General features: G+C 55.4%; 10 protein-coding genes. 4 read left to right on the forward strand and 6 right to left on the reverse strand.

Going from position 1 to position 13,520, the window contains the following annotated elements; genetic code table 11:
* Positions 1-33: 33 nt before the first annotated feature.
* Positions 34-990 carry a D-2-hydroxyacid dehydrogenase gene (locus tag AN477_RS05545; protein ID WP_054968184.1) on the reverse strand — a complete coding sequence of 319 codons (957 nt, stop codon included), beginning with the start codon at positions 988-990 and terminating at the stop codon, positions 34-36.
* Positions 991-1,113: 123 nt separating this feature from the next.
* Positions 1,114-1,986 carry a proline iminopeptidase-family hydrolase gene (locus AN477_RS05550; RefSeq protein WP_054968185.1) on the reverse strand — a complete coding sequence of 291 codons (873 nt, stop codon included), beginning with the start codon at positions 1,984-1,986 and terminating at the stop codon, positions 1,114-1,116.
* A 278-nt stretch (positions 1,987-2,264) separates the two neighbouring features.
* Here AN477_RS05550 and AN477_RS05555 point away from each other — a divergent pair, with 278 nt between their 5' ends.
* Positions 2,265-4,574 carry a Tex family protein gene (locus AN477_RS05555; RefSeq protein ID WP_054968186.1) on the forward strand — a complete coding sequence of 770 codons (2,310 nt, stop codon included), beginning with the start codon at positions 2,265-2,267 and terminating at the stop codon, positions 4,572-4,574.
* Positions 4,575-4,719: 145 nt separating this feature from the next.
* Here AN477_RS05555 and AN477_RS24305 read toward each other — a convergent pair whose 3' ends face one another.
* From AN477_RS24305 to AN477_RS05575, 4 genes are all read right to left on the reverse strand, one after another.
* On the reverse strand, positions 4,720-5,151 hold the full coding sequence (locus AN477_RS24305) for a hypothetical protein (protein ID WP_157061832.1): 432 nt from the start codon (positions 5,149-5,151) through the stop codon (positions 4,720-4,722).
* A 434-nt stretch (positions 5,152-5,585) separates the two neighbouring features.
* Positions 5,586-6,785 (reverse strand): enoyl-ACP reductase FabV, encoded by a 1,200-nt coding sequence (gene fabV, locus AN477_RS05565; RefSeq protein ID WP_054968218.1) that lies wholly within the window; start codon positions 6,783-6,785, stop codon positions 5,586-5,588.
* Between the two features lie 200 nt (positions 6,786-6,985).
* On the reverse strand, positions 6,986-7,975 hold the full coding sequence (locus tag AN477_RS05570; protein ID WP_054968188.1) for an ABC transporter permease: 990 nt from the start codon (positions 7,973-7,975) through the stop codon (positions 6,986-6,988).
* A 118-nt stretch (positions 7,976-8,093) separates the two neighbouring features.
* Entirely contained in the window at positions 8,094-9,023 is a 930-nt protein-coding gene (locus AN477_RS05575; RefSeq protein ID WP_054968189.1) for an ABC transporter ATP-binding protein, read from the reverse strand.
* A 71-nt stretch (positions 9,024-9,094) separates the two neighbouring features.
* Here AN477_RS05575 and AN477_RS05580 point away from each other — a divergent pair, with 71 nt between their 5' ends.
* The 3 genes from AN477_RS05580 to abc-f all read left to right on the forward strand — a co-directional run bounded on the left by AN477_RS05580 (position 9,095) and on the right by abc-f (position 13,428).
* Entirely contained in the window at positions 9,095-10,153 is a 1,059-nt protein-coding gene (locus AN477_RS05580) for a GDSL-type esterase/lipase family protein (RefSeq protein WP_054968190.1), read from the forward strand.
* 136 nt (positions 10,154-10,289) lie between these two features.
* Positions 10,290-10,967, forward strand: a complete 678-nt coding sequence (locus tag AN477_RS05585) for a LysE/ArgO family amino acid transporter (protein ID WP_054968191.1) — start codon at positions 10,290-10,292, stop codon at positions 10,965-10,967.
* Between the two features lie 478 nt (positions 10,968-11,445).
* On the forward strand, positions 11,446-13,428 hold the full coding sequence (gene abc-f / locus AN477_RS05590) for a ribosomal protection-like ABC-F family protein (protein ID WP_054968192.1): 1,983 nt from the start codon (positions 11,446-11,448) through the stop codon (positions 13,426-13,428).
* Positions 13,429-13,520: the final 92 nt, after the last annotated feature.

Here is a 13,520-nt window from a genome sequence, read left to right on the forward strand (position 1 = left end):
ACTCCGATTATACCTACGAGGCGGATTGACAGCTTAATACTCGAGTTCGAGATTCACAACATTTCTCGAGACGGTTCGGTCGACAACGAACTGCGCCAGATTTTCTGTGAAGATATCCAGCGCGCGATCATTATAGTGTTCCGTCGATCCCGATGTATGCGGCGTCAGAATCGCATTCTCCATGTCCCATAAGGGGCTCTCAACGGGAAGCGGCTCCGTCTCAAACACATCGAGTCCCGCACCTGCAATTTGTCCGCTTTGGAGGGCGTTAATGAGTGCGGTCTCGTCAGTGGTACCACCCCGGCCAATGTTGATGTAGAAGGCAGACGGCTTCATGGCTGTAAACTCGGACTGACCCATCATGTGATTGGTCTCTTTGGTATGCGGCAGCGTGTTCACGACATAGTCGGACAGAGCAAGCACCGTGGATAGGTCATCCATTGTGTACATCTTGTCGACAAACTCGGACGGTGCACCGGATCGCCGAACGCCAAGTACGTCCATGCCAAACGCCTTGCAAACACGAGCGGTTTCGAGACCGATTGCACCGACACCCAAAATGCCGACTGTCTTTCCGTGCATTTCGGCAGACAGATTTGCGTGGTGCCAGATATGTTGTTGTTGGTTGCGAACGTATGCGTGAATTTTCCGGGTCATCCCCAACATGAAAGCGAGGATGGTTTCGGAAATAGGATAGGCGTGCACACCGCTCGAGTTGGTCAGTGTCACCCCGCGTTCTTGAAAGGCCTCTAAGGGGAGTCTGTCCACTCCAGCCCCCCAGTTGTGCACCCAGTTGACGGCAAAATCGGGATCGGCAAGAAAAGCTTCCTGCACGGTGCCGTTCCATCCGGCAATCACGAGCGCATCTTTCAGGTGATGCTGCCACTCAGTCTTATCTTTTCCACTGACAATCTCCCATCCTTGGGCGATGTCCTGCACGCGTTTGAGTTGTGGTTGAGTCAGTTGGAGTGTAAACACGATCTTCTTCATCAGGTGACCTCCTTTGCTTTACAGTGAGTTTGGTTGGCTATGCTCACGTGCGAGCTTAAAATCAATCTCAAGCTGCGTGCTGCTGTTGGCCTGTGATGCTGTTAGCGTGCGGTGCGTCTGTCGTTAAGCGTCCATGCGGTTTAAGAAGGCACGGATCAGTGCCAGATACGCGTCAGGGTCTTCCCGCAACGGCGAGTGGGAGCATCCGGTCATCACCCGGAACTCTGAGCCCGCGACGAGCGAGTGGTAGTAGTTTGTCGAATCAGGACTTGCCTCATCATACTCGCCGCAAACAAACAGTGAACGTTCCTTGATTTCGTGCAGCCGATTTGTGCGGTCATAGGTCTTTAATACACCGGTTGCATGAAATTCCGAGGGTCCCCACATGGTCTGGTAAACTTCTTCCCCAAAAGCCCATTTTCGAGCCTCTCGAGCCTCTTTTGGTACTTCAACGCGGCAGACGTGCCGCTTCATGTAGACCTCTGCAGCTTTCTCGTATTCTTCCGAGTCTGTGGTGCCGTTTTCCTCGCATCGGGTCAAGACGGTTTGAATCTCTGCGGGGAGGTCTTCACGGTAGCGGTTCGCGTCCTCGACCCAGCGGGGGGCGGATAGACATGGGCTCGAGAAAATCGCACTTCGCACACCTGTTGGTTTGGTGAGCAGGTAATCGCACAGCAACATCGTACCCCAGGAGTGACCAAGGATGTGTACATCGGAGAGATTTAATTCTTTTCGCAACGTGGCGAGTTCTTCGACGTATCGTTCGGTGGTCCAGAGTGATTTATCTGTTGGGCGATCAGAGTGTCCGCAGCCGAGTTGATCGTAGAAAATGACCTCTCGTTCATCAGCGAGGGTTTCCAGTGGGCGCATGCCAAGATGAGCGCTGCCTGGCCCGCCGTGCAGGACGAGCAACGGTGTTTTATTATGGTTCTCACTGCTGACTCGGTCATACCAGACACGACCGCCTTCAACAGTGATATATCCTTCCAATCCCATTGAGTTTAGCCCCTTTCAAATGCGTCGCTTGCATCGCTGTAATTTTCGCTGATTGGATGGTGAATCCCTGCCTGGGCTGGGGCGGGTTTGAGCGGGGGTTGGCTGGGGTGGCTGGGGTGGGCTGGGGTTTGCACGTCGTTGCACGAGTGCACCGATACGGATGTTGTATAATGGGCGACGGACCAAACGAATACACAGGCACGCACCAGATTGGTGTTACCCGCTTTTGAAGTCGTTCATGTCATCACGTTTGATTCATCCCTTTTGCAAAGGAGTACATACAGTTGACCGATTGGAAAGTACCAGAACTGCAGACCCCTGACTATGACCGGAGTATCGCTACGACGCTGAAGTTGAAGACCACGCAGGTCAAGGCCGCCATCAAACTGCTCTCCGAAGGCAACACCATTCCATTCATTGCTCGTTACAGAAAAGAGATGACGGGGGAACTCGACGAAGACCAACTGCGCCAGATTAGCAGCCTCTATGAGCAGGAGCAAAACCTCTACCAGCGCAAAGCGGATGTTGTCAGACTGCTTGAGGAGCACGGTGCGTTTACGGACGAGAAGCAGGCGAAGGAATTGGTCAGTGCTGTGCTCAGTGCCGCGACGCTCGCTGAGGTGGACGATATTTACCGGCCATACCGGCCGAAGCGCAGAACGCGGGCGATGATCGCCAAGGAACGGGGACTCGAGGGGCTGACCAATTGGTTGCTCGCGCCTTCAAATGCCCGGTTCGGCCAGGACCAGGTCCTGGCGGAGGCTAAGGCGTATGTGAATGCAGAGGCGGGGGTTGAAACGCCGGATGCAGCACTGCAAGGTGCGATGGACATTTTCGCAGAAATCGTCGCCGACGATGCAGATACGCGTAAGTGGATTCGCCGGACCACGATTCAAAGCGGTACGGCCCGCAGTGTGGCGACAGATGCATCGCAAGAGAGCGTGTACGAGATGTACTACGACTACGAGGAGGCATTGGGCAAACTGCCTCCGCACCGGGTGCTCGCCATGAACCGAGGTGAACGCGACGGCTTTCTCAAAGTCACCATCAAGGCACCGGAAGACCAGATTCACGGTCACCTGCTCCAACAACACGTGTTGGACCGGGCTAATGCAGGATCCGCTGTCGGGAACCGGATCGGATCGCGCGTGGGCCGTAACCTACCCGATGCAGCCGAATTGTCGTACGCACAGCAGCTGCAGTACGAGGCGGTGGTCGATGCCTACAAGCGCCTGATTGCGCCTGCCATCGAGCGGGAGATCCGCGCTGAATTCACGGAGCGCGCGGAGGCCCAAGCCGTGGCTGTCTTCGGTGAGAACCTGAGAAACCTGCTGATGCAGCGGCCGATGCATGGGCGAGTGGTGCTGGGTGTCGATCCGGCGTACCGCACCGGCTGCAAACTGGCCGTGGTCGATGACACCGGCAAATTGCTCGAGGTGAAGGTCATCTATCCAACACCGCCGCTAAGCAAAGTGGAGGAAGCGAAGCGCGTAGTTCACGGGCTCATCGAGAAGTACGGCATCAGCTTGATGGCTATCGGAAATGGGACGGCGTCGCGGGAGACGGAGGACTTCATCGCCGAGTGCTCGAGAGAGTACATGGAGCGCACCGGATCGACCGTGCCCTATTTGATTGTGTCAGAAGCGGGGGCTAGCGTGTACTCGGCTTCTGTCTTGGCGAAGGAAGAGTTTCCCGATCTCGATGTCTCAGAACGCAGCGCCATCTCGATTGCGAGGCGTGTGCAGGACCCGCTTGCGGAACTGGTCAAAATCGATCCGAAGTCGGTTGGCGTCGGACAATATCAGCATGATGTCTCTCAAAAGTTGCTCGATGAGGCCTTGACGGGTGTGGTCGAGACGGCCGTCAACCAAGTCGGCGCGGATGTGAACACGGCATCACCAAGCCTTCTGTCGTACGTGGCTGGACTGAACAAGACGGTTGCCAAAAATATCGTGGCATTCCGGGATGAGAATGGGCGGTTTAAGACGCGCAAACAGCTGGCGAAGGTTCCGCGGCTTGGACCAAAGACGTTGGAGCAGTGCGTTGGCTTCCTCCGTATCCTCGATGGGGACGAGGTGCTCGACAGCACGCCGATTCATCCGGAGTCCTACGCGGTGGTGCATCGCCTGTTGGATCGCACGGGGACGCCAGCCTCAGACCTGCTGGTGGCTGAGCAACGGGCGGAGTGGCTGAACAGGGTTCGGACAGACTCGCTCGAGGCGTTAAGTCAGGAACTCGAGGTGGGCTTGCCTACGCTGCGGGATATTCTTGAGGCGTTGGAGCGGCCAGGGCGTGATCCGCGTGAGGACGTTCCGCCTCCGATCCTGCGCACGGATGTGCTGAAGTTGGAGGACCTTGAGGTAGGCACGGTGTTGACAGGCACCGTCCGGAATGTGGTTGACTTTGGCGCGTTTGTGGACGTCGGGCTGAAAAACGACGGCCTGGTGCACATCTCACAATTGGCAGACAGGTTCGTCCGGCGCCCGATGGATGTGGTTGCTGTCGGTGACATCGTGCAGGTGCGCGTCATCCAGGTGGACGTCCAAAAGCAGCGGCTGTCGCTGTCTATGAAGGGGATCAACGGGTAGGGCAGAGGCATGCGTGGGCAGCGTGGGCAGCGTGGGCAGCGTGGGCAGCGTGGGCATGCGTGGGCAGGCGTGGGCAGGCGTGCACGGCGGCAAGCACTCAGGCCGCATAAGGGAACTTTCTTCCGCTAGCAGGAGGCCCCCGTGGTCAGGGTGGCAGCGGAAGGGAACCGAGTTCCTCTGCTGAGGCGAGGTGAGCGTGACCGCCGGATTTAGCGGAACTGAGTTCCTCTGTGGAGGCGAGGTGAGCGTGGCGTGCAGATTTAGCGGAACTGAGTTCCTCTGTGGAGGCGAGATGAGCGTGACCGCCGGATTTAGCGGAACTGAGTTCCTCTGTGGAGGCGAGGTGAGCGTGACCGTCGGATTTAGCGGAACTGAGTTCCTCTGTGGAGGCGAGATGAGCGTGGCGTGCAGATTTAGCGGAACTGAGTTCCTCTGCTGAGGCGAGGTGAGCGTGACCGTCGGATTTAGCGGAACTGAGTTCCTCTGCTGAGGCGAGATGAGCGTGACCGTCGGATTTAGCGGAACTGAGTTCCTCTGCTGAGGCGAGATCCGGCCCAAATGAGCCCGGAGCGAACAAGAGGTTCGCTGTTTACTCGGCGAAGCAGGAAAATGTGGTAACAACGGACATTTTGTCCGTTGTTGAATGAAGTTCCAAAGACTAGGCCTTCAAAACACGTTTCATGAGCCCCCTAGGGGCTCATACCGCATATCCCTACAATCTCTATAATCTCTATAATTTCTCTACATCCCTTGTACTGAAAGGGCCCCGCAGGAAACCTGCGCGGCCCAAAGCAGTTTGTCGTCTAGCGTAAGTTCGGTCGTCCCGTCTGAGGCGACGGCTACTTCGCCCCTTACTACGCCCTCTTACTGTGCCTTCATAGTATGGTTTCTTACTCCGCCTCTTAGTTACAGCCTCTACTTACAGCCTCTACTTACAGCCTCTTAGTTACAGCCTCTACTTACAGCCTCATCTTACAGCGCCTTCTGACTTCGGCCGCCTATTTCGCCTTCTTACTTCGCGCTGCCTGGCGCCTGCAACTGCAGGTCAGGGTTCACGTCCGCCTCATAGTCCACGCCTTCGATGCCAAACCCAAACAGGCGCAAGAAGTCCGCGCGGTAGCCTTCGAGGTCGGACAACTGCATCAGATTCTCCGCGTCGATCTCGCTCCACGCTTTCATTACTGCAGCCTGGATCTCGGGACGCATCTCCCAATCGTCCAAACGTACGCGTCCCGCATCATCCGTCGGGGCAGGTGCACCCACGTACAGGCGGTCCTTGTACATACGATACATCTGCTCGATGCATCCCTCGTGCAGACCTTGTTCTTTCATCAGCTTAAACAGGATGGAGATATAGAGCGGTACAACTGGAATCGCAGAACTCGACTGTGTCACGACAGCCTTGTTGACCGACACCAGCGCCCTTCCGCCGCGGCCGCTGAGCTTGGCGTTCATCCGCTTGGCGGTGGCTTCCAGATCGTCCTTGGCACGGCCAATCGTTCCTTCACGATAAATCGCGTAGGTGAGCTCAGGACCTATGTATGAGTACGCAACCGTCGTCGCGTTGTCCGCCAGGAGACCCGCTTCGTCGAGCGCGTTGATCCACATTTCCCAATCTTCTCCGCCCATGACAGCAATGGTATTCTTCACTTCGTCTTCTGTCGCAGGTTCGATGGTTACTTCCGAAACCTTGCCTGAGTGAACGTCGACAGTTTTGCTTGTGAAAGCCTGTCCCACCGGCTTAATCACGGAAGAGAAGCTCTCACCCGTTTTGGGATGTGTACGGCGAGGGGAAGCGAGGCTGTAGACAACGAGATCGACTTGTCCAAAGTGTTCTTTAATCAGGTCGATGACCTCCGCCTTAATCGCATCCGAAAACGCGTCGCCATTTACAGTCGCAGCAAACAGGCCTGCGTCACGTGCCATCTCCTCAAAGGCAACGGTGTTGTACCAACCTGCGGTTGCTGTGCGGTTGTCGCTGGCTGGCTTCTCAAAGCACACGCCAATCGTATCCGCACCGCCCCCAAAGGCTGCGGCAATTCGGGATGCCAAACCGTATCCTGTTGAGCTGCCGATGACCAGTACCTTCTTCGGTCCCTCAAACTTGGGCTGACTTTTTACATATTCCACTTGTTCTTCTACGTGTTTGGCGCATCCCACTGGGTGTGCCGTTGTGCAGATAAACCCTCGAATTTTTGGCTTGATAACCATTTCCATTATCCTTTCTGGTTGAGTCGATCCGATGCCGTACGTACGCTTTGGTCCCAACACAGAAACCTCATCTCTGAAGCCAAACCCCATGTACGGCCGAAGCGGGTCCCGAGATTTCAGACTCGACTCGCAGTCAATTGTTTTTTTGGCGTGTTACCGCAAATTATACATGAAAACGCATGATTCCTGCTTGACTGGAATTAACCCATGATGTCCTTGCGAGCGAAAACCTGAAAGCTGATGACAAGTGCTGCTGCCGACCAGATCACGAGGACTCCGAGCGAGAATGCGAATGTCATCCCTGCCACCGGCGGCGGAGTGCCGTTGAGATAGTTCATTAGCTGCAGGTTCACGACTGGCAGGTACTTCGCCAAGGTCCAGTTGCTTGCGAGAGCCGTCAAAAGCGTTCCTGCGATGAGGCCCGCCATCATGATACCCATACTCGAGGCTGTCGATCTGACCAGCGTCGACACCATAAACGCGAGCGAAGCGACAGCCAGGCAAGCGAAGAATCCGAGCCCAAACGTCATCAACAGGTATTCCCACTGCGGCAGGGTGTAAACATGACTGATGTCTACGGTGCCATTCGCACTGGTCTGGAAGCCCATGATGACCGGCAGTCCAAACCCGCCGTAACCAAAAAACGCACCAGATACCACGTAGGAGGTGATCGCGATCGCCGCAAAGAGCATCGCCACGAGCAGAAACAGCGCCACCAATTTGCTCGCCAGGATTCTTGTGCGGGAGACACCACGGGTGAGCAGCATCTTAATCGTGCCGCCGCTCATTTCAGATGACACCATATCGGATGCAATGACGATGACAAAGAGGGGGATCAGCAGTGTGATGCCTTCATCCATAAACGTGTGCATGAAGCTCGGTGCGCCCGGTGCGTAGGGATTGATGTTGTGTGACAACTCGTACTGTGCCTCGGCAAGCGTAGCCTGGATGCCCGCTTTTTCAGCCGCCGATGCAAACGGGTTGTGCAAGCGATTCAGATCATGCGTGATTTCTTGCTGCAAGCGAACGTGCCAGTCTGTGGTTCCCAGTTGGCGAACCATGACAAGGATAGCCTCGTGCTCTGCGTAGGAGAACACAGCCATGAGCACCAAAAGGATGGCCATGACCACCTGGAAGCGGCGTTTGCGCAGCATTTTGACGATCTCGTTGGACACCAGTTGCCAAAACATCCACTCACCGCCTTGCTCGAAAATCCGTCATCGAACTATCGCTGGAAGCACTACTGGACGCACTACTGGAACCGTCCCCGGAAGCAGCATTGGAACTATCGCTGCCTGCGGACGTGTCTCAAACTGCAGCCCCGCTGGTTGTTTGAAGGAAGAAGTCCTCGAGCGAGATGCGTCGCCGTGCTGCTTCAAATACCTTACAGCCGTGGGCTTCCAGATTGGAAACCGCTTCGGCTACCAAGTCGTCTGTCATTCTGCAAATCAGACTGCCCTTGGTTGATTCGGTGACTTCCGCGACAATGCCATGGGAACGCAGCACATCTTCCAGCACCCGCCGTGCTGCATCCGGCTTGTCCACACGCCAAGACACATCATCAGCCGTTCCGGCGAGGAGGGTGTCAATGGCTCCCGTCTTGATGACCGAGCCGTCGCGGATGATGGCAACGTGATCGCACAGGAGTTCTATCTCTGACAGCAGATGGCTGCTGATGAATACTGCCAAGCCATCCTTCGCGAGTGCCTGCAGGAAGGTGCGAAGTTCGCGGATACCCGCCGGATCGAGGCCATTCGTGGGTTCGTCGAGAATGAGAAGCTTGGGATTGTTCAAGAGTGCCTGTGCAATGCCGAGCCGCTGTCTCATCCCGAGCGAATAGGTCCGAACCTTGTCGTCAAGTCGGTCCTCGAGATGGACTAGTTTTGCCACCTCGTCGATCCGATGCACCGCCTCCACCCCCTGCATCCTGGCAAGTTGGAGGAGATTCTCACGTCCACTCAGATACGGGTACATGTCTGGATTTTCAACGATGCAGCCGACCTCCTGCATGGCGCGCAGAGGGTCAGTGCGGACCTTGTATCCGCCAATGGTAATCTCACCTGCGGTCGGTCGAATCAGGCCAACGATCATCCGGATGGTGGTGGTCTTTCCAGCCCCGTTCGGACCGAGAAAACCGAAGACCTGTCCAGGATAGACGTCGAATGAGACATCCTTAACGAGCGTGCGATTGCGCACCCGCTTTTCGAGGGAGCGAACCGATAATACCGGTTGGGCCATCGTGTTCCACCTCAGATTCCGGAAAGTTCTACCTGTATAGTACACTGTCATTGAACAGGGAGGAAATCGGTATGGAACAGGACAAGCCAGGCAGCCCTCAAGGTAAGCATGATTCACCCATCAACCAGCCCAAACCACCCCGACGTAAGTCGTCCGACAGGGTGATTCAGTCTGCTTCGGGACTTGCCATCACAGCAGCCGTCGTGCTCATCGGCGGGTTTCTCTTCGCCAGTTACGCGGCATTCGGAGGCACAGTAGGGCATATCCTCGGTGCGACAGGCGGAACGAGTGGCACCAACGGCACCAGTGTGGCCAGCGGCGGAGGCGGAGGTACCAGTGGGACCACCGGCAGCGGCACCGGGGGCGGCAGTGGGACCACCGGCAGCGGCACGGGAGGCGCAAGCGGGGGCGTCAATGGGGGGACCGTCGGAGGATCCACCGGCGGGAACGCGAGTCAGGGGAGTACACCTCAGCAGACTGGACAGCCTCAGTTAAATTCGAAAACCATCCATCTCGTGGCACTCGGCGATTCCCTGACACATGGTCTTGGTGACGCCTCGGGAGAGGGCTACGTGGGAGATGTTGCGGCAAATCTCAAGCAGGCAGGGTACTCGGTGATCCAAGCAAATTTAGGGATCGATGGGTTGACGTCGCAAGGGTTGCGCACCGAAGTTGTCAAGCCAGAGGTCACACAGCTGCTCCAGTCGGCTAACCTTGTGTTGATTTCGATCGGGGGAAATGATCTGAACGATGCAGCAGGGCTTCCCGCCATTCATACTGCTCGGATTGCCAAGGCCAGAACCCAGTTCCTGAGCAACCTGAACGCGGTCTTATCCACCATCCGATCGGTCAATAAGAATGCCACAGTGCTGGTAATTGGGCTGTATAACCCGTATGGGAATATTGCCGGTGCAAGGCTACAGACAGACAGTATAGTTGAGACTTGGAACGCAGATGAGCAGGCCTTAGTCTCAAAGTACAATGGAGTGCTCATGGTTCAGACCTACGATCTATTTCAGCTCAACCCGACGAGATACCTCTACATCGATCACTTTCATCCGAACCAGGCCGGGTATCAGCGGATTGCCACACGGGTATGGCAGGACGTCCAGTCCGTAATTGGGGGATAAGCCATCATTTGATAAGCGGTGGTGCGCCGGCTTGGGGATATCCATCGCATGAAAGGCCTGTAGGAAATCTTTCGTCGGGGTTGCTTGGACCCAGTGCATGTTCGAGATGCAAGGGGTCACTTGGGGAGGAACTAGGTTGGGTAACGCTTTTGTTCACGGGTTTTTACTTGCCTTAGGGTTAATTCTGCCGATTGGCGTTCAAAACGGTTTTGTCATTACTCAAGGCAGTGTTCATCAGCGGTTCTCCAATGTGCTGCCGACAATCATCACCGCTTCTCTATGTGACACTCTGTTGATAGCGGTCAGCATTTTTGGCGTCACGACACTGTCCTTTACGTCACCAATTGTCCGTCTGGTGATGGGGGTGGTCGGATGCGGTTTCTTATTGTTTATGGGATGGTCCACTTTTCGATCCGATGCAGGTTCAGACGACAACCCCGGTCAAACGAGTGACAGTCGCGTAAATGGTGAGGATGAAGGCACTTTGGACCCCAGTGGCAGGGCTTGGAGCCGAAAGAGGCAAATTTGGACGGCCGCGTCGACCTCACTTTTGAACCCGCACGCTTGGATGGACACCTTGGCGATTATCGGGGGCAGCGCTGTTTTGTACACGAACTGGCGGCTCCGTTTTTCGTTCGGAGTAGCGTGCGTTCTAGTGAGCTGGCTCTGGTTTTTCGCCCTGGCACTGACAGGGCATCTGGCAGGGACGCGGCTATTGCGAGGACAGGCGAAGGTCTGGTTGAATCGTGGATCGGCTGTGATGATGTGGGGATCGGCCATTTATCTCGCTGTTGTTCTTTGGCATCTTGGCTGAAGGACCTTCAAAAGGGGATTGCGTATCGGTTTCAATCTCACATATACTGGGGTTACATGAAATTGAACGGAGGTATCTAACTCTACACCATGTACAATTCCTGTTACGCCGCCGAATGAATTGAATCCACTGCAGGCTCGACCACCTGTGTTGCTTTGCCCTTTCGGGCAGACAGATGGTTCGGTGTGGGCTGCTGTGGCGAGCGGACAGGAAACCAAAGTGGAGTTGGGATGCTTAGTGGCTCATATGGTATTGCGACGCGGCTGTCAGCGTTTGAGGGCTGCGTGTACGACACGGGCGTTGCGGCCATGTGTGCGTCTTCGGGGAGGACCCGGCAATACTGAGAAGCCTCGAGCGGGGAGTTTAATATCCCGGTAACAAACCCAGTCACGTCCGTGATCGCAGGCAGCCACCTGCGATTTTTTGTTGTCCCACAAGCCTTTGGGATTTCAGTACGGATGGGATGTGATGGACGAATATGTTGGCACAAAAGTCGATGACTCAGACGCTGCGCGTTGAAGACGCCTGTAAAGAATGGAATGGAAGACCGCTCTTTAGGGGCGTGACGTTCGAATTGTTTCATGGAGAAAAGGCAGCTTTATATGGGAAGAATGGCGTTGGCAAGACGAGCCTGCTGAAGGCAATCATGGGCCAGGTTGAATTAGACGGGGGTCTGATTCACCGGGGAATTCCACTGCACGACTGGGGGTGGTTAGAACAGGACCTCCACGTCGATGCGGGTGTATCCCTCATCTCCTTTGTAAGGTCCGGCAACTTCGAACTCTCAAGAATGGCGAGTGAACTGTCCAGACTCCAACGAGAGCTTGAAGATGTGGCACAGGATACACGGACAGGGGCGAGCAAGACGATCTCTTCTGAGACTACGCAAGGAACCGGGACTGCTTCAGGAACCGAGACTGCGCCAATGTCAGGGGCAGCGGATGCGGGGGTGTCGGATCACCGGATCGACAGGTTGATGGAACAATATGCAGAGATACAAGAGCAATATCAGATGGGCGGGGGCTACGAGTGGGAGATGGAAGTGGAGGTGTCATTGACACGCCTGCAATTGCCGAAAAGCGTTTGGGACACCCCCTATCAGGCGCTGAGCGGCGGCCAAAAGACCCGTGCACAGCTTGCCAGACTGATGGTCCGTAAGCCTAGAGCTCTTATCCTGGATGAACCGACCAATCATTTAGACAGACACACGCTTCGATGGCTCGAAGAGTGGCTCGGCCAGTATGCAGGAACAGTGCTGTTTGTGACACATGACCGGACATTGATGGATCACGTTGCTGATGCGGTGATTGAACTCACGCCGGAAGGATGCCGCCGATACAAAGGTGGATATCAATCCTTCAAGGAGAGCCGCGATCACGAAATCAAAACGCAAACGGCACTTTATGAAAAACAAGAGCGCGAGCGTCAGGACTTGCTTGAGGCCATTCACCGTTACCAGCAGTGGTATGAAAAGGCACATGCGGCAGCGGGCGAACGCAACCCTTATTTGAAAAAACGTGCTATGAAGAACGCCACTCGCTTCAAGGCGAAGGAGCGGGCATTGGCGCGGCTTGAAGATCGCAGTGTTGACAGACCACGCGAGTCAGCGAAGGCTCAAGTTGAGTTTGAGACGGCTCAATTTGAGGCACGCAGCCTTGCTGCACTGCAAGAAGTCACCATCGGTTATGGCCCACATGAAGTGTTGAGGAATGTCACGATGGCGGTGGAGCGGAACCATCGGATCGCCATTATTGGACCGAACGGGGTAGGAAAAACCACCTTGTTAAGGGCTTTGACGCGTGAACTGCAGCCTGACAAGGGCGAAGTCTACCATCATCCGGAACTGAAAATTGGCTACTTTGTGCAAGAACTGCGCCGACAAAATCTTGACGACTCCGTGTTAGACACGCTCCTTGACCTGCCAGGGATGACTCAGTCGTGGGCCCGAACAATTCTCGCAGGATTCTTGTTTCGACGGGAAGATGTATTTAAACCTTTGTCCACACTCAGTATGGGTGAACGATGTCGCGTGGCATTTGTACATCTTTACCTGTCAGGGGCAAACTTGCTGGTCCTTGACGAGCCAACCAACTACCTTGATATCGATACGCGCGAACGGGTCGAAGAGGCTTTGCTCGATTACCCGGGTGCGTTGGTGCTCGTGACACACGATGTATATTTGCTTAAAAAGGTTGCGAACCGTCTCTTGTTTCTTGAAGACGGATGTGCCCGGTGGTTCGAAGGGACGTACGAGGAGTACGAGCAAGCACAAAGAGCCCGGAGGTACACAAACCGAGAAACAGAGAACCAAATTCGGCAGTTGGAATTGACACTTGCACAACTCGTAGGGCAGGAAGAACCGGAATCGGAGTCGCAGCGAGCGACACTCTTGGAGGAGATCCGAAATACAAAACGTGCGCTGGACCAACTACTCGCGTCACAAGATACACCAGCTGAGTGACCGATTTCGGGGAGATTGTCCAACTCCGCAGGTCTGCAGATTTGGCAGGTCTGTCCGATTCGGTGGGCTTGCCAGATTGATTGGGCGGTCAG

Origin of the sequence: Paenalicyclobacillus ferrooxydans (assembly GCF_001399675.1) — a bacterium.
In the GTDB taxonomy this organism is placed as follows: Bacteria; Bacillota; Bacilli; order Alicyclobacillales; family Alicyclobacillaceae; genus Alicyclobacillus_B; species Alicyclobacillus_B ferrooxydans.

Coding starts and splice junctions, on each gene's coding strand:
- AN477_RS05545 (WP_054968184.1), bottom strand. CDS start 990: ATGAAGAAGATCGTGTTTACACTCCAACTGACTCAACCACAACTCAAA.
- AN477_RS05550 (WP_054968185.1), bottom strand. CDS start 1,986: ATGGGATTGGAAGGATATATCACTGTTGAAGGCGGTCGTGTCTGGTAT.
- fabV (WP_054968218.1), bottom strand. CDS start 6,785: ATGGTTATCAAGCCAAAAATTCGAGGGTTTATCTGCACAACGGCACAC.
- AN477_RS05570 (WP_054968188.1), bottom strand. CDS start 7,975: ATGTTTTGGCAACTGGTGTCCAACGAGATCGTCAAAATGCTGCGCAAA.
- AN477_RS05575 (WP_054968189.1), bottom strand. CDS start 9,023: ATGGCCCAACCGGTATTATCGGTTCGCTCCCTCGAAAAGCGGGTGCGC.
- AN477_RS05580 (WP_054968190.1), top strand. CDS start 9,095: ATGGAACAGGACAAGCCAGGCAGCCCTCAAGGTAAGCATGATTCACCC.
- abc-f (WP_054968192.1), top strand. CDS start 11,446: ATGTTGGCACAAAAGTCGATGACTCAGACGCTGCGCGTTGAAGACGCC.